This window comes from Nonomuraea sp. MG754425, from assembly GCF_021699195.1.
In the GTDB taxonomy this organism is placed as follows: domain Bacteria; phylum Actinomycetota; class Actinomycetes; order Streptosporangiales; family Streptosporangiaceae; genus Nonomuraea.
The window spans coordinates 46,871-72,665 of record NZ_SSXE01000099.1; the positions used below are offsets into that span (position 1 = coordinate 46,871).

Sequence of the window (25,795 nt, forward strand, 5' to 3'; positions counted from 1 at the left end):
CACCGCCGCGGACGCGAGCACCGCCGCCGTCATGGTGACCACGGCCTGTGCCGTGCGCCGCCGTCGTCGGACCGAACCTGTCGGGGCGGGGGTGGTCGAGGCCCCGGTCGCGGCGGAGGCGGGCGGCCCCGGGACGTACCTGCCCGTGACGGCGCCCGTCGCGTATCCGCCCGTCGGCGCGGGATCGCCGGCGGCGGGCCGCGCCTCGAGCGCGCCGAACGTGCCGGCCTCCTCCAGCGTGCCGGAGGGGTGCGGCGCGACGGCCTCGCCGGGCGCGGTCAGCGCCCTGCGCGCGACCTCGGCCATCTTCGGCGCCGAACGCCACCGCGACTCGGGCGCCTTCTGCAATGCCCGCTCGACCACCTGCCGCGGCCCGGCCGGCACCTCGTCGGGCAGCGGCGGGGGCGGCGTGTGGAGGTGCTTGAAGATGATCTGGATGGGGGTCTCGCCCCGGAACGGCAGGTGCCCGCTCAGGCACTCGTACGCCACCACGCCCAGCGCGTACACGTCGACCGCCGGGGACACGTCACCGGAGGTCGCCATCTCGGGCGCGCAGTAGCCGGCCGAGCAGAGCATCGTGCCCGTGGCCGTGAGCTGCCCGGCCGAGGCCGAGTGGGCGATGCCGAAGTCGGTGAGCACCACGCGGCCGTCCGGCCGGACCATGAGGTTGGCGGGTTTGACGTCGCGGTGCACGATGCCCTGCGCGTGCGCCGCCGCCAGCGCGTCGGCCACCTCCGCGACCAGCCGCATGGTGGCGGCGACCCCGATCGGCCCGCGCCGCAGCACCCGGTCGAGCGATTCGCCCTGGATGTGCTCCATCACCAGGTAGCTGACCCGGCGCCCGCCGACGTCGCAGGTGCCGTAGTCGTAGACGTCGACCACGCCGGGATGGGTGAGCGTGGCCATCGCCCTGGCCTCGTTCTGGAAGCGCTGGGCGAAGGTGGGGTCCTCGCTGAGCGCGGGCATGAGCACCTTGACGGCCACCGAGCGCCCGAGGACGACGTCGTCGGCACGCCACACCTCGCCCATGCCGCCGCCCCCGAGACGGGCGCCGAGCAGGTAGCGATCGTTGAGGGAGGACCCCGGGCCTAGCACGTTTCGAGGCTAACACCGCGCCCCGTATGCCATCGTCAAGTCGGCGCAGCCGGCCCCCACGTCGTGTCGGGGGCCGGTCGCGCCGGGTGTCACCGGATCACGCGGACTCGGCGTCCTTCTCCCGGTTGCGCAGCGCGCGGCTGATGCCGTCGGCGCCCTCCAGCACGAGCCGGCGCAGCGCCTGCGGCGGCTGGGCGGAGCCGAGGAAATCGTGCGCCGCGCGTACCGTCTCCGGCTCGATGAGCAGCGAGGGGAAGCACCCCACGGCGAACGTCGAGGCCTGGTCGAACGTCCACTCCTGGTAGAGCCGTCCGACCTGCGCGAAGTACTTCTCGCGGAAGGGGGCCAGCAGCTCGGGGTGGTGCGGGTCCTGGAAGCCGGCGATCGTGGCGCGGGAGATGGCGTTGGCCAGGTCGCCGCCCACGATCGCGGCCCAGGCGGCCTCCTTGGCCGCGGCCGTCGGGATCGCGGCCCGGCACGTCGCGGCCGAGCGCTCGCCCTTCGCCGTGGGGTCGCGCTGCAGTTCGGCGTCGATGTCGGCCTCGGCCAGCCGGCCGCCGGAGACGAGCGCGGAGACGAGCGTCCAGCGCAGGTCGGCGTCCACGCTCACGCCCTCGGGCACCGAGGTGCCGTCGAGGATGCCCCGCAGCAGGTCGAGGTCGGCGCCGGAGACGGCCGTGGCCGCGAACGCCTGCAGGAAGGCGAGCTGGTGGTCGGAGCCGGGCGCCGCCGCGCCGAGCAGCGCGCGCAGCTCGGTGGCCAGCACCGACAGGCCCTCGTCGCGCCAGGCCGGGTCGGCGTACTGCTGCACCGCCAGGCGCGCCTGGCGCAGCACCGTCTGCAGCACCGTGAGGTCGGTGACCGTGCCCGCGCCGGAGACGACCAGCTTGACGTAGTCGCGGGTGGACATCTCGCCGTCGCGGGTCATGTCCCAGGCCGCGGTCCAGCACAGGGCGCGCGGCAGGGACTCGGCGAACGCGGTGATGCCGCCGTCGATCAGCGTGCGCAGCGAGTCCTCGTCGAGACGGACCTTGGCGTAGGTCAGGTCGTCGTCGTTGAGCAGCACCAGGTCGGGCTGCGCCACCCCGATGAGCTGGGGCACGGACGTACGGGCGCCGACGACGTCCAGCTCCACCCGCTCGGTACGGGTCAGCTTGCCGTCGGCCAGCGAGTAGAGGCCGATCGCGATCCGGTGGGAGCGCAGCGTCGGGTGCTCGGCCGGGGCCTCCTGGAGCACCTCGAACCGGGTGAACCGGCCCCCGGACACCTCGAACTCGGGGCGCAGCGTGTTGACCCAGGAGGTCTCCAGCCACTCCTTCGACCAGGCCGACAGGTCGCGGCCCGAGGTCCGCTCCAGGGCGCTCAGCAGGTCTTCCAGCTCGGTGTTGCCCCAGGCGTGCGCGGCGAAGTAGTCGCGGACGCCGGCCAGGAAGTTGTCCAGGCCGACGTAGGCCACGAGCTGCTTGAGCACCGAGGCGCCCTTGGCGTACGTGATGCCGTCGAAGTTGACCTCCACCGCCTGCATGTCGGGGATGTCGGCGGCGATGGGGTGGGTGGAGGGGAGCTGGTCCTGGCGGTAGGCCCAGGACTTCTCCACGTTCGCGAACGTGGTCCACGCCTTGGTCCAGCGGGTGGCCTCGGACTGGGCCAGCACGGACATGTAGGTGGCGAACGACTCGTTCAGCCACAGGTCGTCCCACCAGCGCATGGTGACGAGGTCGCCGAACCACATGTGCGCCATCTCGTGCAGGATCGTCTCGGCGCGGCGCTCGACGACGGCGTCGGTGACGCGGGAGCGGAAGACGTAGTCCTCCAGGAACGTCACGCAGCCCGCGTTCTCCATCGCGCCGGCGTTGAACTCGGGCACGAAGAGCTGGTCGTACTTGCCGAACGGGTAGCGCACGCCGAAGACGCGGTGGAAGAAGTCGAAGCCCTGGCGGGTGACCTCGAGGATGTTGTCGGCGTCGAGGTGCTCGGCCAGCGAGGAGCGGCAGTAGATGCCGAGCGGGATGCCGTCGTGCTCGGAGGTCACCTTGTGGTAGTGACCGGCCACCAGCGCGGTGATGTAGGTGGAGATGACCGGCGTGGGCGGGAACTCCCACCGCTTGACGGCGGCGGACCGCTCCTCGACGGCGGACGGAGCGGCGTTGGAGACGACCTCCCAGTCGGCCGGGGCGAGCACCGTGAGCTGGAAGGTGGCCTTGAGGTCGGGCTGGTCGAAGCAGGCGTACATGCGGTGCGCGTCGGCCGTCTCGAACTGGCTGTGCAGGTAGACCTTCTGGTCGACGGGGTCGACGAAGCGGTGCAGGCCCTCGCCGGTGCGCATGTAGGCGCAGGAGGCGTCCACGACCAGTTCGTTGGTCCCGGCGAGCGAGGGCAGCGGGAAGCGCCCCTTCTCGGCGTCGTACGCCGCCACGTCCAGTTCCGCGCCGTTGAGCGTGACCTTGCGGACCTCGGCGCCGTGCAGGTCGACGAACGTGGAGGCCCCGGCGGTGTCGCTGGTGAAGCGGACCGTGGTGACGCTCTCGAAGCGCTCTTCTCCCTCCGTCAGGTCGAGTGCGACCTCGTACGACTCGACCTTCAACAGCCGGGCGCGCTCGCGAGCCTCGTCCCGGGTCAGGTTGCCTGCCAAGTTGCGCTCCTTTTCACCACTTCGTCGGGGTTGTCGGTATCGTGCCATGCCGGGAATAGGACCCGAACCACCTCAGGTTACGGGCAGACATGACTGAGAAGATTCCCGTGGACCTGTGGTTCGACCCCTCCTGTCCGTTCGCGTGGGTGACCTCCCGCTGGCTGCTCGAAGTCGAGAAGGTCCGCCCCGTCGAACCGCGCTGGCGGATGATGTCCCTCTACTTCCTCAACGAGGACAAGGACGTACCCGCCGACTACCTCGAAAGGGCCGCCCGGGCCATGGGGCCCATCAGGACGATCGCCGCGGCCGCCGCCAAGCACGGCGACCAGGTCATCGGCCCGCTCTACACCGGCCTCGGCACGCGCCTGCACAACGAGGGCGTCAAGGACCCCGAGCGCCTGCGCGAGGTCATCGAGGGCGCCCTGGACGACGCCGGCCTCGACCGCGCCCTCGCCGACGCCATGCACTCCGACGCCCACGACGACACCATCCGCGCCTCCCACGACGAGGGCATCGGCCTCGTCGGCCAGGAGGTCGGCACCCCGATCATCCGCGTCGGCGAGAACGCCTTCTTCGGCCCCGTCATCACCCGGATCCTGCGCGGCGAGGACGCGGGCCGGCTCTGGGACGGCGTGCTGATGGTCACCCAGTACGACGACTTCTTCGAACTCAAGCGCACCCGCACCAGGCGCCCGCAGTTCGACTGATCCGCAGTTCGGCGGATACGCCGGACCCGGCAACCAGGCGGCGGGGGAACGCGCACATCCCCCGCTCGGCATGACCCTCGCGTTGTGGCCTGAGTCACTGTCAGGATGGGGTCATGCGTCAGCTGTACATCGGCGGCTCCTGGACCGCTTCGGCATCGGACGACCCCGTCGAGGTCGTCAACCCGGCCACCGAAGAGCTCATCGACCGGGTGCCCGCGGGTTCTCCCGACGATGTCGAAGCGGCCGTGGCGGCGGCCAGGAAAGCCTTCCCCGAATGGTCGCGGACGGCCGCGGCCGAGCGCGGCAAGTTCCTCGCCCGGGCGGCCGACCTGCTGAACCAGCGCGCCGACGAGATGGCCAGGACGATCGCCACCGACATGGGGGCGCCCCTCGGCTTCGCGCTCAAGGTGCAGACGCTCATGCCCGCCACCGTGCTGGCCTCCTACGCCCAGCTCGCCGAGAGCCATCCGCGCGAGTCCCGCGTCGGCAACTCGCTGGTCGTCAGGGAGCCCATCGGGGTGGTCGCCGCGATCACACCGTGGAACTATCCGCTGCACCAGATCGTCTGCAAGGTCGCCCCCGCGCTGGCCGCCGGGTGCACCGTGGTGCTCAAGCCGAGCGAGGTCGCGCCGCTGGCCGCGTACGCGCTGGCGGAGATCTTCGACGAGGTGGGCCTGCCCCCGGGCGTGTTCAACATGATCAGCGGCCGGGGCCCGGTCGTGGGCGAGGCCATGGCCGCCCACCCCGGGGTGGACATGGTCTCCTTCACCGGCTCCACCGTCGCGGGCCGCAGGGTGGCCGCGCTGGCCGCCGAGACCGTCAAGCGGGTCGCGCTGGAGCTCGGCGGCAAGTCCGCCAACATCGTGCTGCCCGACGCCGACCTCGCCCTGGCCGTCAAGGTCGGCGTGGCCAACTGCTTCGTCAACGCCGGGCAGACGTGCTCGGCGTGGAGCCGCATGATCGTCCATCGCGACCAGTACGACGAGGCCGTGCGCCTGGCGGTCGAGACCGCGCGCGGCTACCGGGTCGGCGACCCCTTCGACGAGTCCACCAGGATCGGCCCGCTGGTGTCGGCGATCCAGCGCCAGCGCGTGACCCGCTACGTCAACCGGGGGCAGGAGGAGGGCGCCCGGCTGGTGGCCGGCGGCACCGACCGGCCGCACGAGCGCGGCTTCTACGTCGAGCCCACGGTGTTCGCGGGCGTGGCGCCGGGGATGACGATCGAGCAGGAGGAGATCTTCGGCCCGGTCCTGTCGCTGATCCCGTACACGAGCGAGAACGAGGCGGTCCAGATCGCCAACGGCACCAAGTACGGCCTGGCCGGCGCCGTCTGGGCGGGCACCGAGGAGCGGGCGGTGGCGATCGCCCGCCGGCTGCGCACCGGCCAGGTATCGATCAACGGCGGCCGGTTCAACCCGCTGGCCCCCTTCGGGGGCTACAAGCAGTCGGGCGTCGGCCGCGAGATGGGGGAACTCGGCCTGGAGGAGTACCTCGAGGTCAAGTCGCTCCAGCTCTGAGGGGCGGGGGCGGCCCGGCTCAGACGAGCAGGCCGCCGCCGGCCAGCAGGTTCTGCCCGGTGATCCACCGCCCGTCCGGCCCGGCCAGGAACGCGACCACCGCGGCGATGTCGTCGGGCCGGCCGAGCCGTCGCAGCGCGGTGAGCGCCTTGGTCTGCTCCAGCGCCTCCGGCGGGTTGGCGGCCCGCAGCATGTCGGTGTCGGTGGCCCCCGACGAGACCGTGTTCACCGTGATGCCGCGCTCGCCCACCTCCCGGGCCACCACCTTGGCGAACTGCTCGACCGCTCCCTTGCCGCCGCAGTAGAGCGTCAGGCCGGGGGCGGGCACCTGCGTGTTGATCGAGGAGATGTTGACGACGCTTCCGCCGTCGCGCATCACCCGGGCGGCCCAGCGCATGGCCAGGAAGACGGCGTGCACGTTGACCGCGAACATGCGCTCGTAGTCGTCGTCGGAGATGTCGGCGATGGGTTTCTGGATCTCGGCGGAGGCGGCGTTGTTGACCAGGATGTCCACCCCGGGCAGCCGCGCCTGCGCCTCGGCGAACAACCGCTCGACGTCGGCCCTGTCGCCGAGGTCGGCCCGTACGGCGTGCGCCCCGGTCTCCTCGGCCACCCGCGCGGCCGCCTCGGCGGAGTGCTGGTAGCAGAAGACCACGTCCGCGCCGTCGCCGGTCAGCCGCTCCACGATGGCCTTGCCGATGCCCCTGGAGCCGCCGGTGACCAGCGCGCCCTTTCCGGAAAGTACGCTCATTCCGTCACGCTACGCCCTGAGCATGATCTCGCGTGCCTCCGTTCGCGGCAGGCGATCGACGTACAGCTTGCCGTCGAGGTGCTCGGTCTCGTGCTGGAAGCAGCGGGCCAGCGAGCCGCGGGCCTTGATCCGCACCGGGCGCTGCAGCCGGTCGAGGCCCTCCACGGTGACGCCGGCGGCGCGGGAGACCGTGGCGTAGATCGGCCGGTGCGTCTGGCGGTCGGGCACCGACAGGCAGCCCTCCTCGTCGGGCACCTGCTCGTCGTCGTCCACGGTCAGCAGCGGGTTGATCACGTGTCCCTTCCGCCCGGCGATGTCGTAGACGAACAGCCGCCGCGACACGCCGATCTGCGGGCCCGCCAGGCCCACGCCGTCGACCGCGTACATGGCCTGGAACATCTCGTCGATCAGCCGGCGCAGCTCGCGGTCGAAGTCCGTCACGGGTTCGGCGGGGGTGCGCAGGACGGGGTCGCCGATGACGCGGATGTCTCGCATGGCTGTCTGCTTTCGCGGTGTAAGGAGCGGATTGCCGGACGGCCCCTTACTGTAGCGGGCGAGCCCGATCGGCGGGGCTGTGGAAGACTGGTCGGGTGCGTGTCTACATCGGTGCCGACCATGCCGGCTATGAGCTCAAGAACCACCTGGTGTCCTGGCTGAAGGACCACGGGCACGAGGTGACCGACTGCGGTCCCTTCGTCTACGACGCCGACGACGACTACCCGGCGTTCGTCCTGCGGGCGGCCGAGGGCGTCGCCGGCGACCCCGGCAGCCTCGGTGTCGTCATCGGGGGGTCGGGCAACGGCGAGCAGATCGCCGCCAACAAGGTGCGCGGCATCCGCGCGGCCCTGGCCTGGAGCGAGGAGACGGCCAGTCTGGCCCGCGAGCACAACAACGCCAACGTCGTCAGCGTCGGTGCCCGCATGCACTCCCTCGACGAGGCCACCAGGTTCGTGGAGGTCTTCCTGACCACGCCGTTCTCCGGCAGCGAGCGCCACAGCAGGCGCATCGCGCAACTGGTCGCCTACGAGACGATCGGCCAGTTGCCCTCGCTGCCCTCCTGAGCCCCCGTCACCGGCCCCGCCGCCGCTGCGGAGCGGCGCGGGGAACCGGTGCGGGCCTCAGCCCTTGCGCTTGGTGTCGCGCCTGGGCGTCTCGTCACGCAGGGGCCGCCGGTCGGCGGTCTCCTGCTGTTCCTTCGACGGTCTCGACACGTCGCGGGCGCGCATGGCGACGACCGCCGTGATCTGCAAGCTCTGCAACGCCATGCCGTCGAGCCTACGCCAGAGCCCGGCCCGCGTCAGGGGCCGGGCCAGAGACTCGGTCCGGCGTCAGAAGACCAGGCCGCCCCACGGCTTCGGGCTCCACGACATGGCGGCGGCCAGCCGGCGCACCGTGCCGGGGGAGTGCTCACGCAGCAGGCCGGCCTGCAACCGCTCGCCGAGCGTGCCGTCGCCCAGGTACGCCGAGCCGAGCGCGGAGACCGGCAGCGTGACGTCCGGCTCGTCGTCCACGGGCTTGCACTCGGCGCCCGTCAGGTCGGCGGTGAGCCGCCAGCGGCGGGCGTTCCACGGGCACACGTCGTCCTCGACCTCGATCACCACGTCCACCGGCGCCGCGTACGCCCGTTCGGTCAACGCCCGGTCGACCTCGACCAGGCGTACCCACAGCTCGTCGATCCACCGCGCGCGGACCTGGCGCTGGTCGGCCAGCAGCGCGAGCAGCGGGTCGTCCACCGGCCTGCCGTCCGTCTCGACCTTGGTGACCAGGTCGCGGTCCAGCACGGCGCGCCAGAGCAGGGCGAACGCCGCCGGGTCGGCCGCCTCCAGCTCCTTCAGCAGCAGTGTCCCGTCGGCGATGCCCGAGTCGTCCCAGGCCGACTTGACGCGGAACAGGGCGTAGCCGCGCACGCCGTTCTCGTCCTCGGCCAGGATCGAGCGCAGCGGGCCGGCGCCGCGCCGGGCTTGGTCCTCGTCGGCCAGCACGTGGTCCCAGAAGCCGACGGCGCGCTCGTACCGGCCGGGGCGGTGGGCGACGACGGAGGCGAACAGCTTCTCCACCTCGGCGCGCACGTCGGCGGGCCTGGCCACCCTGAGCCGCAGTGAGGGGTCCTGGGGCGCGCCGGGCGCGAACGCGGCGCGGTGCGTGTCGATGCGGAAGCTCAGCTCGCCGGCCGCCCTGCCGTAGCCGTACCGGCCGTAGATGAGCGACTCGGAGGCGTAGAGGGCGGCCACGGCCTCGCCCCGGTCACGGATGTCGGCGAGCTGCCTGCGCATCAGCGATGACAACACGCCTCTGCGGCGATGGGAGGGCAGCACGCTGACGGCCGTGACGCCCGCGACCGGGAGTTGACCGCCGGGGATCGTCATGGTGAGGCTGATGATGGAGGTGACACCGGCGATGGTCGCGCCGTCGAAGGCGGCCAGGGTCCGGTCGAGCTCGGTGATCGCCCGGTTGCGCTCGAGCTGGGCGGGGTGCGGGTTCCAGCCGAACGCCTCTTCGAGCACGTGGTTGAAGGCCGGCCACTCGGCAGGCTGAATCGGACGGATCGGATACGTCATCCGTCCAAGGTAGGAGCGGGCAAAGAGGGACGGCCACCCAATATACCCCCTTAATGATCAAGGCGTTGGTCAAGTGGGCTGCCCAAACACGGGTCAGACCGATACAGTCAGGCGCATCATGAGTTCCCGTCCGGCGCCGCTGATCCCGCCACGGGTCCGTGCGGCCCTGGTACGGGTGCCGGGTCTGGTGCCAGTCGTGCGGTTCGTCCGGCGGGTGCTGCTGGCCCGCGACCGCAACCTGCTCACCACCCTGATCGTGGTGGCCCTCGTCATCGGGTTCCTCGCGGCAGAGGTGTCGAACGAGTGGTTCTCGCCCTCCCTGCTCATCCTGGTCACCCTCGTCGGCGGGCTCCAGCTCAGGCTGCCCAGCCTGGTCAAGCTGCTCGTCGGCGTGGGGGTCTCGCTCGGCTACGTCGCGGCCGCCCTGGGCGCGGGCCGGGTCGGGCTGGGCCTGACCGTGACCATCGCGTGCACCGCCGTGCTGGCCGCGCTCATGGCCCGCACCCGGGGCAAGCTGGGCGTGCAGGGCCTGCGCGGCGACGCCATGCTGCTGGAACTGCGCGACCGGCTCAAGAGCCAGGGCGAGTTGCCCGCGCTGCCCAAAGACTGGGGCGGCAAGGTGGTGCTCAAGCAGGCGGGCGGGTCGTCGTTCGGCGGCGACTTCCTGGTCTCCATGCGCGACGGCGACTCCGTCGAGATCGCCCTGGTCGACGTGTCCGGCAAGGGCGTCGACGCGGGCACCAGGGCGCTGCTGCTGTCGGGTACGTTCGGCGGGCTGCTGGGCTCGGTCGAGGACTTCCTGCCGGCCTGCAACGCCTACCTGCACCGGCAGCGGGGCGACGAGGGGTTCGTGACCGCCGTGCACGTGCGCCTCAATCTGGCGACGGGCGACTACACGATCACCTCCGCCGGGCACCCGCCGGTGGTGAAGTTCGACGCCGGCACGGGCAACTGGCAGGTCGCCTCGGCCAAGGGCGTGGTGCTCGGCGTGGTGCCCGACCTGCACTGCGAGCCCGACAGCGGCACCCTGCGCAAGGGCGACGCGCTGCTGCTGTTCACCGACGGTCTGATTGAGCAGCCCGGCCGCGACATCGACGCCGGCCTCGACCGACTGCTCGGCGAGGCGGAGCGGCTGCTGCCCTCCGGCTTCCGCGACGGAGCCAGGGCGCTGGTCAACGCCATGTCCTCGGGGCACAACGACGACTGCGCGCTGGTGCTCATCTGGCGTCCCTGACCTCCGCCGACCCGTGACGTATCACACGGGCCGGTCGTGATGGCGGTCACTGGCAGCGGCCCTGCCGTGCTGAGATCCTCGTGTTCGGGCCTCGGTGGAGCGGCGCGGCTCCACCGGGTCCCGTCCTCATTCGTCCGCGGGTCCCGCACCGTCCGGCCTCTCACAACCAGCCGCAGTCGCTGGCGATGCGTACGGCGTCCAGGCGGTTGCGCGCGCCCGTCTTGCACATGATGCGCGACAGGTGGTTGCGCACGGTGCCGACCGACAGGAACAGCTCGTCGGCGATCTCCGTCGAGCGCGCCCCGCCCGCCGCGATCCGCAACACGTCCAGCTCGCGCCTGGTCAGCGGGTTGGAGGCGCACTGGAGCGCGGCCACGGCCAGCTCGGCCTCGATGGCCCGCCGTCCCGCCGCGACCTGACGCACCCCCTCGGCCAGCCGCTCCGGCGGCACGCACAGGCTCATGAACCCCAGCGCCGGCCCGGCCAGCGCCTCGCGCACCTGCGCCGGGTTGGGCGCGGCGGAGAGGATCAGCACCCCGCACCCCGGCACGTGCTCGGCCAGCTCGCGTGCCGCGGCCGGGCCCGGCAGGTCGAGATCGACCACGGCCACGTCGGCCTCCGCGGCCTGGGCCGCGCGAACCACCTCCTCCGCGTGCCCGGCCTCGGCGACCACTCGCAGGTCGGGCTCGGCTCCGAGAGTGGCGAGCAGGCCACGGCGCACCAACGGCAAGTGTTCGGCGATGAGTATGCGGATCAAGACGTCCCCCTCCGTCGTTCTCCCAGAGTGATCGTGTGATCGCACACTGTCAATGCCGAGGAAGAGCAGTACGCCATGGGGCGTGGGGAGTTCGACTACTCTGGGGCTGTCGATCCTTTCGTCTGTCCTTGTCGTCCGCAGTTGTCATCTGCCGGGGAGCGCGCCTGAATGAACTGGCTCTACGTCGTGGGGATCATCGTCTTCCTCCTCGGGCTGATGGTCTCCATCGCGCTGCACGAGCTCGGCCACATGCTGCCGGCCAAGCTCTTCGGGGTCAGGGTGACCCAGTACATGGTGGGCTTCGGCTCCACGGCCTGGTCACGACGCAAGGGCGAGACCGAGTACGGCATCAAGTGGATCCCGCTCGGCGGCTACGTCCGCATGATCGGCATGCTGCCGCCGCGCCCCGGCGACGACCCGGGCAAGCTCAGGAGCACGGCGACCGGCCCGTGGCAGGGCCTGATCGAGTCGGCCCGCGACGCCGCCCAGGAAGAGGTGCGGCCGGGCGACGAGGACCGCGTCTTCTACCGTAAGAAGTGGTGGCAGAAGGTCATCATCATGTCCGGCGGCCCGGCCATGAACTTCGTGCTCGCCTTCATCTTCTTCAGCATCCTGCTGGTGGGCATCGGCCTGCCCGCCTACGTCCCGGTGGTCTCGCCCGAGACCAACACGTGCGTGATCCCGATGACCGAGCAGCGCGCCGAGTGCAAGGCGACCGACCGGCCCACCCCGGCCGCGCAGGCGGGCATGAAGGCCGGCGACCGCATGGTCACCTTCAACGGCAAGGAGATCGGCTCCTGGCAGGACGCCGTCGCGCTGATCCGCTCGCACGGCGCCGGCCCGGTGCAACTCGGGATCGTCCGCGACGGCAAGCCGATGACGCTCGACGTCACGCTCATCGCCCAGGACCGCCCCAGCGTCGACGACCCCGAGAAGATCGACAAGAACGTCGGCTTCCTCGGCGTGCTCCCGACCGAGGAGATGCAGCAGCAGAGCATGGGCCAGGTCGTCGGCTACATGGGCGAGCTGACCGCCAGGGTGGCCGGCTCACTGCTCAACCTGCCGGAGAAGATGGTCGGCGTCTGGCACGCGGCCTTCTCCGGCGAGGAACGCGACCCCGAGGGCCCGGTCGGCGTGGTCGGCGCGGGCCGCATGGGCGGCGAGATCCTCGCCTCCGACCTGTCCACCGAGAAGAAGATCGCCATCTTCGTCAACCTGCTGGCCGGCTTCAACCTGGCGATCGGCATGTTCAACCTCATCCCGCTGCTGCCGCTGGACGGCGGGCACATCGCGGGCGGCCTGTGGGAGGGCATCAAGCGGGCCTGGGCCAAGGTGCTGCGCCGGCCCGCGCCCGCCTACGTGGACATCGCCAAGGTGCTGCCGCTGACGTACGCGATCGCCATCGTGATGATGATCATGGCGGGCCTGCTCGTCTACGCCGACCTGGTCAACCCGCTCACGCTGACGAACTGACCCCGCCGGCCCGAGCCCACCCTCCGGGAGCGGCTCGTGGCGTGCGGCGCGTGGACAGCGGTCGTCATGGTGGGCCGCTGTTTCGTGGTGCGACCGGTTCTGCCGCTCGCCCACTTACCTCGTGCGGGTGGCGATCCACCGATCGGTGGATCGCCTCCACCGCCCGGTCGGGTCGACGCCTCCACCGTTCGGCAGCCAGGTCCCGTCTCCTGGTCGGTGTTGGCAGAAGTGCTGGTCGTAGCAGGCTGAGTGCGTCAATCTCCGATGGGCCGAGCCCGAGAGGACGCGCGCATGCCACCAGTGATCGAGGTACGCAACCTCCACAAACGCTATGACGACAAGATCGCGGTCGATGATGTCTCGCTCACCGTCCAGGCGGGTGAGATCTTCGGCATCCTCGGCCCGAACGGCGCCGGCAAGACGACGACCGTGGAATGCATCGAGGGCCTGCGCGTGCCGGATCGCGGTGAGATCAGGGTCCTCGGGCTCGACCCCCTCCACGACCGCGCCGAGCTGACCCGGCGACTCGGCGTCCAGTTGCAGGCCGGCCACCTGCCCGATCGGCTGCAGGTCGCCGAGGCCCTGGAGCTCTACAGCTCCTTCTACCCCGAGCCCGCCGACTGGCGCGCGCTGCTGGACGGCCTCGGCCTGACGGACAAGGCGAAGACCAGGTACGCCAAGCTGTCCGGCGGCCAGAAACAACGGCTCTCGATCGCGCTGGCGCTCATCGGCAGCCCCAAGGTGGCGATCCTCGACGAGCTCACCACCGGCCTCGACCCGCAGGCCCGGCGCGACACCTGGGACCTGATCGAGGGCGTGCGCTCCCGAGGGGTGACGATCGTGCTGGTCACCCACTTCATGGAGGAGGCCGAGCGGCTGTGCGACCGGCTCGCGCTGATCGACGCCGGCCGCGTCGTCATGGTGGACACCCCGACCGGTCTGACCGAGCGGGCGCGCATCGAACAGCGGATCCAGTTCCGCCCGTCCAGGCCGATGGACGACCACCTGCTGACGAGCCTGCCCGACGTCTCCAGCGTCACCCGCCGGGGCGAGCTGGTCATCGTCACCGGCAACGACAACGCGCTCAACGCCGTCACCGGTGTGCTGGCCCGCAACCAGATCGTGGCCGAACGACTGCGCGTCGAGCAGGCAAGCCTGGAGGACGCCTTCGTCCGGCTGACCGGCAGACGCCCCGAACCCGGCCACCGGTGACAGATCACAGAGAGGACCTCATGCCCATGTCAGCCCTGCGCACCGCCCCACCTCCCGTCACCGCCGAGCGAAGCTCCGCGACGTGGCGGCTCATCAAGGCCGAGAGCACGTTGTGCGTCCGGGACAAGGTCGGCCCCCTCTGGGGCATCGGCTTCCCGCTGATCCTGTTGATCGTCCTCGGCAGCGTCTCCGATCTGCGGGAACCCGTGGCGGACGCCGGCGGCCTGACGTACTTCGACCTCTACGTCCCGGTGCTGATCCTGTTCAATCTGGCCATCCTGGCCACGGCCTCCCTGCCGACCACGCTCGCGGGATACCGGGAGAACGGCGTGCTGCGGCGCATGCGGACCACGCCGGTCGGCCCGGCCCGCGTGCTCGCCGCCCAGCTCGTGGCCAACTTCGTCATCGCGGTCGTCGCGATGGTCCTGTTCATCGCGGTGGCCGGGCTCGGCTTCGGCGTCGGTCTGCCGAAGCACCTTCCCGGTTTCGCCCTCGCCTGGCTGCTCGCGGCGGCCGCGCTGCTCGCGATCGGCCTGCTGATCACCGCGCTCGCGCCCGGACGTGGCGCGGCCACGGCGATCGGCACGGTGCTGTTCTTCCCGATGATGTTCTTCGCCGGACTCTGGGTGCCGATCTCGCAGATGCCGCCGCTGCTGCGGAACATCGCCCACTACACCCCGCTCGGCGCGGGCATGGGGGCCTTCCAGGACGCGTACCTGGGTCACTTTCCGTCCGCCGTGCCGCTGTTGACCCTGGCGGCCTATGCGGTGGCCTGCGCTTTCGTCGCGGTCCGCTGGTTCCGCTGGGAGTAGCGGCCGGGCATAGAATCGCGCGGGGAGAGGGAGTCTTGAGCGGGAAGATTGCGCAACAGCCACCGTCACTACTGGTCAACGTGGTGCCGTACGCGCTGCTGGCGCTCCTTGTCGCGATCCTGGTGATCGTGGAGGACTGGGCGGGCGGCTCCCTGCTCATCGACCTCGGCCTGTGCGCGCTGGCGGCCGCGTGGATGCTCGGCATGTTCACCCTGCGTCCCGGCCGGCGAGAGCGGCCACGGATCATGGGGGTGTTCGTCGCGGGGCTGCTCGTGATCACCGCGATCCTGGTGGCCCGGCATCCCGCTTTCGGGCTCTTCACCCCCGCGGCCTACATCTACTCCTTCACGGTCCTGCGCTGGCCGTCGCGGCTGCTGGGGGTGGCCGGCGCGGCGGTCCTGGCCGGTACGGCGCAGGCGTCCGGCATCCCCAAGACGGACGCCTTCGGCCTGACGATGCTCATGACCATCGTCGCCTTCAACATCGCCATGATGTGCTGCTGCGCCTGGGTCCTGCGGCTCGCCGAGAAGGAGGAGGAGCGGCGCGAGCAGGCCCTCGCCGAGCTGAGCCGGGCGAACCGGCTGCTGGAGGCGTCGCTCGCCGAGAACGCCGGCCTGCATGCCCAACTGCTCGCCCAGGCCAGGGAGGCGGGCGTGCTCGACGAGCGCCGGCGGATGGCCCGCGAGATCCATGACACCCTGGCGCAGGGGCTGACCGGGATCATCGCGCAGCTCCAGGCGGCCGAGCAGAGGCACGAGGTCCCGCCGCCGTGGCGACGGCCCTTCGACGCCGTCAAGAACCTGGCGAGGGAGAGCCTGGCCGAGGCGCGGCGCTCGGTCGACGCGCTGCGGCCCGAGCCGCTGCAGAGCGCACGCCTGAGCGACGCACTCGCCGACGTCGCCGGGCGATGGTCGAAGCTGCACGGGCTCGCCGTGCACGTCACGACGACCGGCACGGTGCGGCCGATGACACCGGAGGCCGAGTTCGCGCTGCTGCGCACGGCTCAGGAGGCATTGGCCAACGTGGCCAAGCACGCGCAGGCGACCAGGGTCGGGGTGACACTGTCCTACCTGGAGCACGAGGTGGCGCTGGACGTGCGTGACGACGGCAAGGGCTTCGATCCCGCGGGTCTCGACGCCGGCACGGCCGCGAACGGCGCGGCACGGCCGCCGTCCAGCGGCGGCGGATTCGGCCTGACCATCATGCGTCAGCGCGTCGAAAGGCTGTCCGGCACCGTGCAGATCGAGTCCGAGCCCGGCGCCGGCACCGGGATCTCGGCCTGCGTCCCCACCCTGCCGGCCGGGAGCCACGCATGACCGAGCACGCGGCCGAGACCCCGATCCGGTTGGTGATCGCGGACGACCATCCCGTCGTCAGGGACGGACTGAGCAGCATGTTCGCCTCCGCCCCCGGATTCGAGGTGCTGGGCGAGGCCGCGGACGGCGAATCAGCCGTACGGCTCGCCGTGGAGCTGCGGCCCGACGTGATCCTCATGGACCTGCGCATGCCGGGCATGGACGGGCTGACCGCGATCTCCGAGCTGACCAGGCGCGGCGTCACCGCGCGCGTGCTGGTTCTGACGACCTACGACACCGATACCCACGTCCTTCCGGCGATCGAGGCGGGTGCGACCGGCTACCTGCTCAAGGACTCTCCTCGGGAGGATCTGCTGCGAGGTGCGCGGGCCGCCGCCAAGGGCGAGAGCGTGCTGTCCCCTTCGGTGGCGGCGCGGCTGATGAACCGGGTCAGGACACCCGCGCCGCACCTGCTCAGCCCGCGTGAGCTGGAGGTCCTCGAACTCGTGGCGGCCGGGAACACCAACCGCGAGGCGGCCGCCCGGCTGTTCATCACCGAGGCCACGGTCAAGAGCCACCTTCTGAACATCTACGCCAAGCTCGGCGTGGGGGACCGCGCCGCCGCCGTCACCGAGGCGTTCAACCGGGGTCTGCTCGTCCCGCGAACGCCTGAGCAGCCCTGACCCTTCGGCCTGTCCTCGCGTGCGCGGAGGCGCTGCTCTCAGTTCATCGAGATGTGCACGTGGTCGTAGTGGTTCTCGGTGATGCTGCCCCGGTCGGACATCGAGCTCCAGCCGGACCCGTGGTTGATCCGCTGGCGCCAGATCACGTACTTGACGCCGAGCTTGCCCTTGTTCTTCAGGGCCCAGTCGGCGACGCGGTCCCCGAGCGCGTTGTTGGTGGCAGACGGCATCGAGCCGCCCGTGCTCATCATGAAGTCGCACGCCCGGCCGAGCGGGTGCTCGCCGCTGGAGCCCGAGCGGAAGCAGCCCACCGTGAACGGCAGCGCGAAGTTCTTCTCCACCTGGGCCTTCATCAGCCGGGTGCGCGCGGTGATGTTGTCGGAGCCGCTCGGCAGTTCGGGCGCCCACGAGCCGTTGGCGTTGCGGCCCGTACCGAACGGGACCAGGTCCGCCAGCTTCTTCCTGATGTCCTTGATGACGTCCTCGGCCTCGTCGCGCTGCTTGTTCACCTCGGCGGCGTCGACCTTGATCCGGGACGCCAGCGCGGCGGCCTCCTCGCTGGCCCGCTGCCGGTCGTCGCGGGCCTTGGCCACGATCGCCACGACGGCCTGCTGCTCGGCCGTGAGCTGTTCGAGCAGGGCGGCGCCACTGGCGTTCGACGGGTGCAGGAAGCCGGTCATCAGGGTGGGGTCGCCGTTCTGGTAGCGCAGGCGGGCGATCTCGGCGACGCGCTGTTCCGCGTCGGTGAGCGTCTGCTCGGCCGTGGTCAGCCGGGCCGTGGCGGCCTTGGCGGCGTCCTGGGCCTTGGCCAGCTCGACGCGCTTGAGGTTGTACCTCTCGATGAGCTTGTCGACCTTGGAGTTGAGCTGCTTGAGCTGAGCGCGGAGCTGGGCTTCCGACGGTTTGGGCGCCGCGGCCGCGGGCGTGGGAGCCGCCGACAGGGCGACGGTGGCGGCGGTGATGAGGCCGATGGCAAGACTCGCGGGGGACGAAGCCGCCACGTGGTTGTTCCTCTCCCTCTGCCGGCCGGGTTAGCTGACGGGTTCGGGCATGGGAGCTGCGATTTCCCTACCGCCGAAGCGGATTCACCCCAGGTGCGGTTTGGGTCCCCGGCTCCCGGGCGAGGCGCCCGGGATTAGGCGTGCGACGGCGGTTACCGCCGATGCATATGGGGATATTAGTGGTAGATCACAAGTAATGCGACCTTAACTAGAAATCCATTAGTGATCTATCTGTGATCGAAGCATGCGTGCGGCCTCCTCCGGCAGCACGTCGTTCACGAAGGCGCCCATCGCCGACTCCGAGCCGGCCAGATACTTGAGCTTGTTCGCCGCCCGCCTGATGCTGAACAACTCCATGCGCAGGTACCCCAGCTCCCTGCCCGCGCGCACCGGCGCCTGGTGCCAGGCCGCGATGTACGGCATCACCATGTCGAACAGCCCGTCGAACGCCCGCAGCACCGACGTGTACAGGGGCGCGAACGCCGCCCGCTCCTCCTCGGTGAGCGCGGCCAGGTCGGGCACCTGCCGGTGCGGATACAGGTGCACCTCGAACGGCCAGCGCGCGGCGGCCGGGACGAAGGCCGTCCACAGCTCGTTGGCGGCCACCACGCGGGTGCCCGCCGCCCGCTCGGCGGCCAGCACGTCGGCGAACAGATTGCCCCGCGGGTGGCGGCGGGCGGCGGCGAGTTGCAGCTTCGTCCTGGGCGTGACGTACGGGTAGGCGTAGATCTGCCCGTGCGGGTGGGCGATCGTGATGCCGATCTCCTCACCCCGGTTCTCGAAGCAGAACACCTGCTCCACGCCGTCGATCCCGGACAACTCGGCCGTCCGGTCGGCCCACGCCTCCATGACCAGCTCCACCTGGGAGTCGGACAGCTTGGAGAAGGAGGAGGAGTGGTCGGAGGTGAAGCACACCACCTCACACCTCCCCACCCCCGGACGGACCTCGCTGAGCCCACCCGGCTCCTCGTACGCGCCGAAATTCGTGGAGAAGGAGGGGAAGCGGTTCTCGAACACCGCCACGTCGTAGTCGTACGCGGGGACCTCCGTGGACCGCGTGTCCGACGACGGGCACAGCGGGCACTCGGCCGTGCCGCCGGTCGGCAGGAACGTCCGCGTCTGCCGGTGCCCGGCCATCGCGATCCACTCCTCGGTCAGCGGGTCGTAGCGCAGCTCGGAGGCCACCGGCCGGGGCTCCAGGGTGCGCCGGTCGATCGCGCTGCGGTCGGCGTCGTCGCGCCGGTCGAAGTAGATCAGCTCCCGGCCGTCGGCCAGATGGGTGATGGTGCGCTTCAAGACGAGCCCTCCGCGATGATCAGTTCTCCGGCCCGTTCGGCCAGCTCGGTGCGTGCGTCATCCGGCAGCCCCGCGTCGCTGATGACCACGTCGGCCTCGGTCAGTTCGGCGATGGTGCTGATGCCGACGGTGTTCCACTTCGTGTGGTCGGCGGGGACGACCAGCCGGGTCGCGGCCGTCACCAGCTCTCTGTCGGTCTCGGACTCCAGCAGGTTGGGCGTGGTGAACCCGGCCCGCCGGCTCATCCCGTGCACGCCCAGGAAGAGGGTGTCCACGTGCAGGCGGCGGATCGCGGCGACGGCGACGGGGCCCACCAGGGCGTCGGACGGCGTGCGTACGCCCCCGGTCAGCACGACGGTGCGATCGGCGCGCGGATTGCGGTGGAAGACGTCGGCGACCGGGATCGAGTTCGTGATCACGGTCAGCTCGGGCACCCCGACCAGGTGCCGGGCCAGCGCCCACGTGGTGGTGCCCGCCGACAGCGCCACGGCCGTGCCGGGACGTACGAGGGTGGCGGCGCGCCGGGCGATGGCCTCCTTCTCCTGCTGCTGGCGGGCGGACTTGGCGGTGAAGCCGGGCTCCTCGGTGGAGCCGGGGCCGAGCGCGGTGGCGCCGCCGTGGACCTTCTCCAGCAGGCCGCGTTCGGCCAGCACCTCGAGGTCGCGGCGGATCGTCATGTCGGAGACGCCGAGCTCGCGGACGAGATCGGCCACCCGGACGCCGCCGTGGCTGCGCACGCGTTCGAGGATCGCCTGCTGGCGCTGCTGTGCGAGCACGCCCGCTCCTTCCAACAGATTCCACCAAATTATGACACGGAATTGTTGGGGAATGTTAGTTCGCGCGAGGGTGCTTGCGCAGGTCAACGTGGCAGGAGACGGTGAGGACACATCCGATCACCGGAGGTGAGCTTATGGCCAGGCGCGCACGCAAGGGCAAGGCCCGCAAGAAGAAGAAGGCGAACCACGGCAAGCGCCCCACGGCGCGATGACGGACGGGGTGGCCGCCCGCTACCGGCGGCCACCCCGGCGGCTCACCCGGGCAGTTCGCTGAGCGCCTGCTCGATGCGCTCCTGCGGCAGCGAGTAGTCCTCCAGCTCGCCCGCCAGATAGCGGTCGTAGGCCCCGAGATCGAAGTGCCCATGGCCGCACAGCGCGGTCAGGATCACCTTCTCCTCCCCGCTCTCCTTGCAGCGCAGCGCCTCGGCGATCGTCTCGGCCAGCGCGTGCGTGGGCTCGGGCGCGGGCACGATGCCCTCGGTCCTGGCGAAACGCACCCCGGCCTCGAAACACTCGCTCTGGGAGCGGGTGACCGCCTCGAACAGGCCCAGCTCGTACATGTGCGACAGCAGCGGCGACATGCCGTGATAGCGCAGGCCGCCGGCGTGGATCGGGTCCGGTACGAACGAGTGCCCCAGCGTGTGCATCTTGAGCAGCGGCGTGAACCCGGCAGTGTCGCCGAAGTCGTAGGCGTACGTGCCGCGCGTGAACGACGGGCAGGCCTCCGGCTCCACCGCGCGGAACACCGTCCCGATGCGGCCGGCCAGCTTCTCGCGCAGGAAGGGGAAGACCAGGCCGCCGAAGTTCGAGCCGCCGCCGGTGCAGCCGATGACCAGGTCGGGCAGCTCCGGGAGCTGGGCCAGCGCCTCCTCGCCGATCACCGTCTGGTGCAGCAGGACGTGGTTGAGCACCGAGCCGAGCGCGTATCGGGCGTCGGACGTCGCGCCCGCCACCTCCACCGCCTCGCTGATCGCGATGCCCAGGCTGCCGGTGGAACCGGGGTCGTCCGCCAGGATCTTGCTGCCCGCGCCCGTCACGGGGGAGGGGCTGGCGTGCACGGTGGCGCCGTACACCTGCATGAAGGAACGGCGGTACGGCTTCTGGTCGTAGGAGGCGCGAACCATCCAGATCCGGCACTCCAGGCCGAACTGGGCGCAGGCGAACGCCAGCGCCGAACCCCACTGCCCCGCGCCCGTCTCCGTGGTGAGCAGCCGCACGCCCTCGCGCGCGTTGTAGTACGCCTGCGGCACGGCCGTGTTCGGCTTGTGCGAACCGGCCGGGGAGCCGCCCTCGTACTTGTAGTAGATGTGCGCCGGCGTGCCCAGCGCCCGTTCCAGGCGGTGCGCGCGGATCAGCGGCGTCGGACGCCAGAGCCGGTAGACGTCCAGCACCTCCTGCGGGATCGGGACGTACCGCTCGGTGCTGACCTCCTGCGCGATCAGCTCCGTCGGGAAGAGCGGAGCCAGGTCGGCGGGGCCCACCGGCTGCCGCGTGCCGGGATGCAGCGGCGGGGGCGGCGGTTCGGGCAGATCGGGAACGATGTTGTACCAGTTGCTGGGGATCACCGCCTCAGTCTGCGCCGCCCGCGTCCGCCACGCCAGAACGACCCGCCCGCCCCAGGGGACACAGAGGGGTGTCCGGAGGTCAGCCGACCAGTACCGCGAGACGTCCGGGATGGTCGGCGCGCACCACCACGTCGGCCTCCTCCTGGGGCCGCGCCTCGCGCTCGTACCGTTCGTAGGCGGGCAGGGTCCACCGCTCGTCCTCCGGCGTCCCGCGCTCCAGCGCGCCGGGCGACAGCCACACGTGCACGCGCACGTCGAACGCCAGGCCCCGGCCCAGCAGCAGCGCCCCGTCCACCAGCACCACCCCGCCGGGGGTCAGCTCCGTGTACGGCATCCGGTAGGCCCGATCGATCCCGCTGTCCCACAACGCCGGCAGCACCCGCCCCGACCCGCCGGGATCCAGCGGCTCCAGCACCTCCCTGCGCAGCGCCTTGGCGTCGAGCCAGTCGTCGTAGAAGGCGTCGGGATCGGTCCTGCCGTACTCCAGCCGCAGCGAGGCCGGCCGCAGGAAGTCGCCCGCCGACACGCGCAACGCGGCCCGGCCCCGCAGCCGCAGAGGCCCGGCCAGCGCGTCGGCGAGCCGGCCCGGCCGCGCGGCGGGCGCGCCGTCCACGGCCACCCGCACCCACGACTCCCGCGGCCGGGCCGAGACCAGCTCGGCCAGCTCCTCGACGAGAGCCTCATGAGAGATCGGTCGCACACGCATCGAGCACAGCTTACGAGGCCGGGAAATGCCTTCGACGGCGCCGCCCGCGCGCGGCTAGGGTGCCCTGCCATGGCCCCCTGCGAATGCGGCGCGCCCGCCGGACCGCTCGGCGCGTGCGCCGACTACTACCACTCGATCCTGGCCGAGGAGCAGCGCGACCCGGTGATGTACCGCTGGCACCCGGTGGTGGTCTGCGTGTACCTCCTGCAGCACCCGTCCAGGGGGCATGACAAGCACCTCGACGGCCAGTTCCGGCTGCTGCAGTTCTACCTGCACCGCGGCCTGGACGCCCTGCTCCGCTTCCGCGCGCACCAGGTGGCGCGCAACAACCACCGCTCCCGCGCGGGCTACGACATGCTGCCGCTGGAGCCGTACGCGCCGCTGCCCGCGGGCGGGCCTCCCGAGCGCTTCCGCATGAGCTTCTGCGAGCTTCCGTACGGTGACGGGGGTTTCGTCCTCGACGGGCACGAGGCGTACGGCGAGCGGATGCGGGTCTTGGCCGAAGCGACGCAGGAGGCCTGGAAAAGCATCGGGCCAGGCCCCCGCGAACCGGGATGACCTGGCCTTTCGTCGTGCTGGAGCGGACGACGGGAATCGAACCCGCGTAGCTAGTTTGGAAGACTAGGGCTCTACCATTGAGCTACGTCCGCGCGAACCGGTCGAACTCTGGTCTAGACTTCATCCGGTCGTCAGGGCGTAAGCGTACCGGAGTCCCGGAGCGATTGCGCACTCGGCGAAACGGGGCGTGGCGCAGCTTGGCAGCGCGCTTGCTTTGGGAGCAAGAAGTCGCAGGTTCAAATCCTGTCGCCCCGACCAGCCAGAAGGTCCCTCTCGATTCGGGAGGGGCCTTCTGCGTGACGAGGTGGGTGTCCACGGCGGTGGCCCTGGCAAGGCGTCCGGCTCACCCGCCGTGCCCGCTTCCCCGGCAGGCTGCGTCTTCTCGGCGGGGAACCAGCCGAGGAGAGAGGGCCTTCGTTCAGGTGAGCTGGTTGATACGCACCATGTTCCCGGCCGGGTCCCGGAACGCGCAGTCGCGCACGCCGTACGGCTGGTCGGCCGGTTCCTGCACGACCTCGGCGCCGCTCGCCTGGACCCGTTCGAAGGTGCTGTCCAGGTCCGAGGCCCCGAGCACGATGCTGGCGTAGCTGCCTTTGGCCATCAGCTCGGCGATCGTGCGGCGTTCGTCCTCGGTGAGGCCCGGGTCGGCGGTGGGCGGCGTCAGGACGATCGAGGTGTGCGGCTGCTCGGACGAGCCGAGGGTGATCCAGCGCATCGTCCCGTAACCGACGTCGTTGCGGACCTCGAAGCCCAGCGCGTCGCGGTAGAAGGCGAGCGAGCTGTCGGGGTCGTCGGTGGGCAGGAACGCATGGCAGATGATGACACTCATGCCGCTCACGATATGCGGGCGTCGGACGAGGTCGGCTCACGCTTCCTGATCGGCCGCATGACCTGCTTGGCCAGGCAGTTCGGGATGCCCTCGCCGTCCCGGGCGGCCCGCCGGCGGTAGACGCTGGGCGACATGCCGACCAGTTCGGAGAACCGGGTGCTGAAGGTGCCCAGTGACGAGCAGCCGACCGCGAAGCAGACCTCGGTGACCGACATGTCGCCACGGCGCAGCAGGGTCATGGCGCGCTCGATGCGGCGTGTCATGAGGTAGCTGTAGGGCGACTCGCCGAAGGCGGCGCGGAACTCCCGGCTCAGGTGTCCGGCCGAGAGGTTGGCGCCGCGCGCCAGCGCCTCCACGTCCAGCGGCTGGGCGTAGTCGCGGTCGATCCGGTCGCGGACGCGGCGCAGGAGGGCGAGGTCGCGCAGCCGCGCGTCGGATTTGTCGGATCTGGCGGTCATGAAGGACAGCCTGCCTGGTGGACCGCCCCGCTGTCCAACTCCACCGGTTCGCGCATTTGCCCTGGCCAGGGCTGTGGGGTGGAGCTAAGTACACCTCCGGACGGTAGCTGGAGCGATTCTCCCGGCGGGCTCTCGTCCCTAGCGTCGAAAGCACCGACTTCAAGGAGATGAGTGAGCATGCGTGCCGTCATGTGGGTCCTGCAGATCGTCGTGGCCGGCGTCTTCGTGGTGGCGGCTCTGGGGAAGTTCGCGGGGGCCGAGCCGTCCGCCTCCACGTTCGCGGCGATCGGCCTCGGCGATTGGTTCCGGATTCTCATCGGGGTGCTGGAGGTGGCCGGTGTGGTGGGGCTGCTGGTGCCGCGGCTGGCCGGGCTCGCGGGGCTGGCGCTCGCCGGGCTGATGGCGGGCGCGGTGCTGACCGAGGCGTTCGTGTCCGGTGGCGGGGTCGTGCTGCCGCTGATCCTGCTCGTGCTCTGCCTGGTGATCGCCTGGGGACGCCGTCAGAACACGGCCCTGCTGTGGTCGGCGGTCGCGGGCCGGGCATCCTGACGCCGTGAACGCTGCCGGCCGGGTCCGCCGAGCTACGCCGCCTGTGTGGCGACACACCCGAGGAGTTCGTGGCAGGCGTCCGGGACGACGCCGTCCGCGAGCGGGCGTGCCTGCTCCTCCAGCGGGAGAGCCGGGCGGAAGGCCGATAGGCTCGGGCCTCGTGACAGACACCCGAACCCCTCCGCCCTTCACCGGCGACGAGCCGGCCATGCTGACCAACTGGCTCGAATGGCACCGCGCGACCCTGGCCGTCAAGTGCGCGGGCCTGTCGGACGAGCAGTTGCGCGAGCGGTCCGCGCCGCCATCGGGTCTCTCGCTGCTGGGCCTGGTCCGTCACATGGCGCACGTCGAGCGCTCCTGGTTCCGCAACGTGCTCAACGGCGAGGACCTGCCCAAGCTGTGGGACAAGGACCGCGACAACGACGCCGACTTCAAGGAGGCCGGCACCGCGTCGGTGAAGGAGGCGTTCGACGTCTGGCAGGAGGAGATCGGCCACGCCCGCGCCATCTCGGCCGCCAAGCCCCTGGACGCGGCCGGCGAGCGCCACGGGCAGGACTGCACGCACCGCTGGATCCTGGTCCACATGATCGAGGAGTACGCCCGCCACAACGGGCACGCCGACCTGCTGCGCGAGCGCATCGACGGGGTCACGGGCGAATGATCGCCCGCCTGACGAGGAGAGGGTCAGCCGTCGGCGCGGAACAGCGCCCACACGGCCTTGCCGCCGCCGGCCAGCGGGTCCCAGCCCCAGCACTGGCTGTAGGTCTCGACGATGTAGAGGCCGCGCCCGTTCTCGGAGATGAAGTCGGGCTCCTTGGGCGTGGGCACCTTGTCGCTGGGGTCGGCCACGGCCAGCAGCACGTGGGGCGAGACCCGCATCAGCAGCAGCTCGATCTCCCTGCGCCCCGCCGCGTACATCGCGTACCTGACGGCGTTCGTGACCAGCTCGGAGACCACCAGTGCGGCGTCGTCGCTGAGGTCGTGCAGCCCCCAGCCGCGCAACGTCCTGCGGGTGACGTCTCTCGCGGTCTTCACCGAGTCGGCCTGGAAGGGCAACGGGCACGAGGTCGTGTACGGCTTGCCACCCGTGAGGAGCCGGTCGAAGCCGACCTCCCGGGTGATCTGCAGGCAATCGGCAGTGGCCAGAGGATCCTCCACCATGCCGCCGATACCTCCCCGTTCAGCCTTGGTTAGTGCATGTTTGGCCCAATATGCACTAAGCCATCATGGGTCACGAACGCTGCACCTGCAAGACCCAAATGCACGTGCAGTTGCATTGTGCAGTAGCAAGCGACGTTTGGGGCATATATCTCCGAATCGGACACGAGGTT

Annotated in this window: 27 protein-coding genes, 2 tRNA genes and 1 riboswitch (1 of these 30 only partly in view); of the genes, 13 read left to right on the forward strand and 16 right to left on the reverse strand. The window is 70.9% G+C overall.

What is annotated here, in order from left to right:
* Together FAF44_RS30270 and pepN are read right to left on the reverse strand one after the other, a co-directional pair.
* Nucleotides 1-1,095, reverse strand: the 5' portion of a protein-coding gene (locus tag FAF44_RS30270; RefSeq protein ID WP_237106714.1) for a serine/threonine-protein kinase. The gene continues 474 nt to the left of window position 1, outside the view; only the first 1,095 of its 1,569 coding nucleotides appear in the window; its start codon is at nt 1,093-1,095; its stop codon lies off the left edge, out of view.
* 97 nt (nt 1,096-1,192) lie between these two features.
* A complete protein-coding gene (pepN, locus tag FAF44_RS30275; RefSeq protein WP_237106715.1) occupies nt 1,193-3,727 on the reverse strand; it encodes an aminopeptidase N in 2,535 nt (844 codons plus the stop codon).
* Nucleotides 3,728-3,816: 89 nt separating this feature from the next.
* On the opposite strand from pepN, the gene FAF44_RS30280 reads away from it, so the two are divergent.
* Nucleotides 3,817-4,434, forward strand: coding sequence for a DsbA family protein (locus tag FAF44_RS30280; protein WP_237106716.1), 618 nt, complete (start codon nt 3,817-3,819; stop codon nt 4,432-4,434).
* Between the two features lie 113 nt (nt 4,435-4,547).
* Nucleotides 4,548-5,951: an aldehyde dehydrogenase family protein gene (locus FAF44_RS30285; protein ID WP_237106717.1), complete on the forward strand. Its 1,404-nt coding sequence runs from the start codon at nt 4,548-4,550 to the stop codon at nt 5,949-5,951.
* A 19-nt stretch (nt 5,952-5,970) separates the two neighbouring features.
* Here FAF44_RS30285 and FAF44_RS30290 read toward each other — a convergent pair whose 3' ends face one another.
* Nucleotides 5,971-6,702 carry an SDR family NAD(P)-dependent oxidoreductase gene (locus FAF44_RS30290; protein ID WP_237106718.1) on the reverse strand — a complete coding sequence of 244 codons (732 nt, stop codon included), beginning with the start codon at nt 6,700-6,702 and terminating at the stop codon, nt 5,971-5,973.
* Between the two features lie 9 nt (nt 6,703-6,711).
* On the reverse strand, nt 6,712-7,197 hold the full coding sequence (def, locus tag FAF44_RS30295; RefSeq protein WP_237106719.1) for a peptide deformylase: 486 nt from the start codon (nt 7,195-7,197) through the stop codon (nt 6,712-6,714).
* Between the two features lie 95 nt (nt 7,198-7,292).
* Here def and FAF44_RS30300 point away from each other — a divergent pair, with 95 nt between their 5' ends.
* Nucleotides 7,293-7,763: a ribose-5-phosphate isomerase gene (locus FAF44_RS30300; protein WP_237106720.1), complete on the forward strand. Its 471-nt coding sequence runs from the start codon at nt 7,293-7,295 to the stop codon at nt 7,761-7,763.
* Between the two features lie 57 nt (nt 7,764-7,820).
* Here the strand turns inward: FAF44_RS30300 and FAF44_RS30305 are convergent, their stop codons facing one another.
* The gene (locus tag FAF44_RS30305; RefSeq protein WP_237106721.1) at nt 7,821-7,967 is read right to left on the reverse strand and encodes a hypothetical protein; all 147 of its coding nucleotides are present in this window, start codon (nt 7,965-7,967) and stop codon (nt 7,821-7,823) included.
* A gap of 63 nt (nt 7,968-8,030) precedes the next feature.
* Complete coding sequence (locus FAF44_RS30310; RefSeq protein ID WP_237106722.1) at nt 8,031-9,260, reverse strand: GNAT family N-acetyltransferase; 1,230 nt, start codon at nt 9,258-9,260, stop codon at nt 8,031-8,033.
* Between the two features lie 118 nt (nt 9,261-9,378).
* On the opposite strand from FAF44_RS30310, the gene FAF44_RS30315 reads away from it, so the two are divergent.
* Complete coding sequence (locus FAF44_RS30315; protein WP_237106723.1) at nt 9,379-10,494, forward strand: PP2C family protein-serine/threonine phosphatase; 1,116 nt, start codon at nt 9,379-9,381, stop codon at nt 10,492-10,494.
* A gap of 160 nt (nt 10,495-10,654) precedes the next feature.
* On the opposite strand, the gene FAF44_RS30320 is transcribed toward FAF44_RS30315, so the two are convergent.
* Entirely contained in the window at nt 10,655-11,251 is a 597-nt protein-coding gene (locus FAF44_RS30320; protein WP_237106724.1) for a response regulator transcription factor, read from the reverse strand.
* Between the two features lie 168 nt (nt 11,252-11,419).
* On the opposite strand from FAF44_RS30320, the gene FAF44_RS30325 reads away from it, so the two are divergent.
* From FAF44_RS30325 to FAF44_RS30345, 5 genes are all read left to right on the forward strand, one after another.
* Complete coding sequence (locus FAF44_RS30325) at nt 11,420-12,724, forward strand: RIP metalloprotease (RefSeq protein ID WP_237106725.1); 1,305 nt, start codon at nt 11,420-11,422, stop codon at nt 12,722-12,724.
* A gap of 291 nt (nt 12,725-13,015) precedes the next feature.
* Nucleotides 13,016-13,936: an ABC transporter ATP-binding protein gene (locus FAF44_RS30330; protein ID WP_237106726.1), complete on the forward strand. Its 921-nt coding sequence runs from the start codon at nt 13,016-13,018 to the stop codon at nt 13,934-13,936.
* Nucleotides 13,937-13,956: 20 nt separating this feature from the next.
* Nucleotides 13,957-14,748 carry an ABC transporter permease gene (locus FAF44_RS30335; protein WP_237106727.1) on the forward strand — a complete coding sequence of 264 codons (792 nt, stop codon included), beginning with the start codon at nt 13,957-13,959 and terminating at the stop codon, nt 14,746-14,748.
* 35 nt (nt 14,749-14,783) lie between these two features.
* On the forward strand, nt 14,784-16,064 hold the full coding sequence (locus FAF44_RS30340) for a sensor histidine kinase (protein WP_237106728.1): 1,281 nt from the start codon (nt 14,784-14,786) through the stop codon (nt 16,062-16,064).
* Entirely contained in the window at nt 16,061-16,726 is a 666-nt protein-coding gene (locus FAF44_RS30345) for a response regulator transcription factor (RefSeq protein WP_237106729.1), read from the forward strand. Before FAF44_RS30340 ends, FAF44_RS30345 begins: the two co-directional genes overlap by 4 nt.
* 38 nt (nt 16,727-16,764) lie before the next feature.
* Here the strand turns inward: FAF44_RS30345 and FAF44_RS30350 are convergent, their stop codons facing one another.
* The 5 genes from FAF44_RS30350 to FAF44_RS30370 all read right to left on the reverse strand — a co-directional run bounded on the left by FAF44_RS30350 (nt 16,765) and on the right by FAF44_RS30370 (nt 22,070).
* Nucleotides 16,765-17,727, reverse strand: a complete 963-nt coding sequence (locus FAF44_RS30350; RefSeq protein WP_237106730.1) for a hypothetical protein — start codon at nt 17,725-17,727, stop codon at nt 16,765-16,767.
* A 5-nt stretch (nt 17,728-17,732) separates the two neighbouring features.
* A riboswitch (cyclic di-AMP (ydaO/yuaA leader) is annotated at nt 17,733-17,878 on the reverse strand.
* 68 nt (nt 17,879-17,946) lie between these two features.
* Nucleotides 17,947-19,023: a galactose-1-phosphate uridylyltransferase gene (gene galT / locus FAF44_RS30355; protein ID WP_237106731.1), complete on the reverse strand. Its 1,077-nt coding sequence runs from the start codon at nt 19,021-19,023 to the stop codon at nt 17,947-17,949.
* Nucleotides 19,020-19,799, reverse strand: a complete 780-nt coding sequence (locus tag FAF44_RS30360; protein ID WP_237106732.1) for a DeoR/GlpR family DNA-binding transcription regulator — start codon at nt 19,797-19,799, stop codon at nt 19,020-19,022. The genes galT and FAF44_RS30360 overlap by 4 nt, the downstream gene beginning before the upstream one ends.
* A gap of 254 nt (nt 19,800-20,053) precedes the next feature.
* Nucleotides 20,054-21,400, reverse strand: a complete 1,347-nt coding sequence (locus FAF44_RS30365; protein WP_272895225.1) for a TrpB-like pyridoxal phosphate-dependent enzyme — start codon at nt 21,398-21,400, stop codon at nt 20,054-20,056.
* Between the two features lie 43 nt (nt 21,401-21,443).
* A complete protein-coding gene (locus FAF44_RS30370) occupies nt 21,444-22,070 on the reverse strand; it encodes a uridine kinase (protein WP_237106734.1) in 627 nt (208 codons plus the stop codon).
* 69 nt (nt 22,071-22,139) lie between these two features.
* Between FAF44_RS30370 and FAF44_RS30375 the strand changes: the two genes are divergently transcribed.
* A complete protein-coding gene (locus tag FAF44_RS30375; protein ID WP_237106735.1) occupies nt 22,140-22,628 on the forward strand; it encodes a DUF5946 family protein in 489 nt (162 codons plus the stop codon).
* A gap of 18 nt (nt 22,629-22,646) precedes the next feature.
* Here the strand turns inward: FAF44_RS30375 and FAF44_RS30380 are convergent.
* Nucleotides 22,647-22,720, reverse strand: a tRNA-Gly gene (locus FAF44_RS30380).
* 89 nt (nt 22,721-22,809) lie between these two features.
* Between FAF44_RS30380 and FAF44_RS30385 the strand changes: the two genes are divergently transcribed.
* Nucleotides 22,810-22,886: transfer RNA gene (locus tag FAF44_RS30385), tRNA-Pro, on the forward strand.
* A gap of 160 nt (nt 22,887-23,046) precedes the next feature.
* Here the strand turns inward: FAF44_RS30385 and FAF44_RS30390 are convergent.
* Together FAF44_RS30390 and FAF44_RS30395 are read right to left on the reverse strand one after the other, a co-directional pair.
* Nucleotides 23,047-23,457, reverse strand: a complete 411-nt coding sequence (locus FAF44_RS30390) for a VOC family protein (protein ID WP_237106736.1) — start codon at nt 23,455-23,457, stop codon at nt 23,047-23,049.
* A 5-nt stretch (nt 23,458-23,462) separates the two neighbouring features.
* Nucleotides 23,463-23,915 carry a helix-turn-helix transcriptional regulator gene (locus FAF44_RS30395; protein ID WP_237106737.1) on the reverse strand — a complete coding sequence of 151 codons (453 nt, stop codon included), beginning with the start codon at nt 23,913-23,915 and terminating at the stop codon, nt 23,463-23,465.
* Nucleotides 23,916-24,092: 177 nt separating this feature from the next.
* Between FAF44_RS30395 and FAF44_RS30400 the strand changes: the two genes are divergently transcribed.
* The gene (locus FAF44_RS30400; protein WP_237106746.1) at nt 24,093-24,464 is read left to right on the forward strand and encodes a DoxX family protein; all 372 of its coding nucleotides are present in this window, start codon (nt 24,093-24,095) and stop codon (nt 24,462-24,464) included.
* A gap of 160 nt (nt 24,465-24,624) precedes the next feature.
* Nucleotides 24,625-25,125 carry a DinB family protein gene (locus FAF44_RS30405; protein ID WP_237106738.1) on the forward strand — a complete coding sequence of 167 codons (501 nt, stop codon included), beginning with the start codon at nt 24,625-24,627 and terminating at the stop codon, nt 25,123-25,125.
* 23 nt (nt 25,126-25,148) lie between these two features.
* Here the strand turns inward: FAF44_RS30405 and FAF44_RS30410 are convergent, their stop codons facing one another.
* A complete protein-coding gene (locus FAF44_RS30410; protein ID WP_237106739.1) occupies nt 25,149-25,625 on the reverse strand; it encodes an ATP-binding protein in 477 nt (158 codons plus the stop codon).
* Nucleotides 25,626-25,795: the final 170 nt, after the last annotated feature.

What these genes read in the sequence shown, in the direction of transcription:
- FAF44_RS30395 (WP_237106737.1), bottom strand. Translation starts at nt 23,915, where the DNA reads ATGACCGCCAGATCCGACAAATCCGACGCGCGGCTGCGCGACCTCGCC.
- FAF44_RS30370 (WP_237106734.1), bottom strand. Translation starts at nt 22,070, where the DNA reads ATGCGTGTGCGACCGATCTCTCATGAGGCTCTCGTCGAGGAGCTGGCC.
- FAF44_RS30345 (WP_237106729.1), top strand. Translation starts at nt 16,061, where the DNA reads ATGACCGAGCACGCGGCCGAGACCCCGATCCGGTTGGTGATCGCGGAC.
- FAF44_RS30290 (WP_237106718.1), bottom strand. Translation starts at nt 6,702, where the DNA reads ATGAGCGTACTTTCCGGAAAGGGCGCGCTGGTCACCGGCGGCTCCAGG.
- FAF44_RS30280 (WP_237106716.1), top strand. Translation starts at nt 3,817, where the DNA reads ATGACTGAGAAGATTCCCGTGGACCTGTGGTTCGACCCCTCCTGTCCG.
- FAF44_RS30400 (WP_237106746.1), top strand. Translation starts at nt 24,093, where the DNA reads ATGCGTGCCGTCATGTGGGTCCTGCAGATCGTCGTGGCCGGCGTCTTC.
- FAF44_RS30315 (WP_237106723.1), top strand. Translation starts at nt 9,379, where the DNA reads ATGAGTTCCCGTCCGGCGCCGCTGATCCCGCCACGGGTCCGTGCGGCC.
- FAF44_RS30390 (WP_237106736.1), bottom strand. Translation starts at nt 23,457, where the DNA reads ATGAGTGTCATCATCTGCCATGCGTTCCTGCCCACCGACGACCCCGAC.
- FAF44_RS30410 (WP_237106739.1), bottom strand. Translation starts at nt 25,625, where the DNA reads ATGGTGGAGGATCCTCTGGCCACTGCCGATTGCCTGCAGATCACCCGG.
- FAF44_RS30325 (WP_237106725.1), top strand. Translation starts at nt 11,420, where the DNA reads ATGAACTGGCTCTACGTCGTGGGGATCATCGTCTTCCTCCTCGGGCTG.
- FAF44_RS30305 (WP_237106721.1), bottom strand. Translation starts at nt 7,967, where the DNA reads ATGGCGTTGCAGAGCTTGCAGATCACGGCGGTCGTCGCCATGCGCGCC.
- FAF44_RS30375 (WP_237106735.1), top strand. Translation starts at nt 22,140, where the DNA reads ATGGCCCCCTGCGAATGCGGCGCGCCCGCCGGACCGCTCGGCGCGTGC.
- FAF44_RS30285 (WP_237106717.1), top strand. Translation starts at nt 4,548, where the DNA reads ATGCGTCAGCTGTACATCGGCGGCTCCTGGACCGCTTCGGCATCGGAC.
- def (WP_237106719.1), bottom strand. Translation starts at nt 7,197, where the DNA reads ATGCGAGACATCCGCGTCATCGGCGACCCCGTCCTGCGCACCCCCGCC.
- FAF44_RS30310 (WP_237106722.1), bottom strand. Translation starts at nt 9,260, where the DNA reads ATGACGTATCCGATCCGTCCGATTCAGCCTGCCGAGTGGCCGGCCTTC.
- FAF44_RS30330 (WP_237106726.1), top strand. Translation starts at nt 13,016, where the DNA reads ATGCCACCAGTGATCGAGGTACGCAACCTCCACAAACGCTATGACGAC.
- FAF44_RS30335 (WP_237106727.1), top strand. Translation starts at nt 13,957, where the DNA reads ATGCCCATGTCAGCCCTGCGCACCGCCCCACCTCCCGTCACCGCCGAG.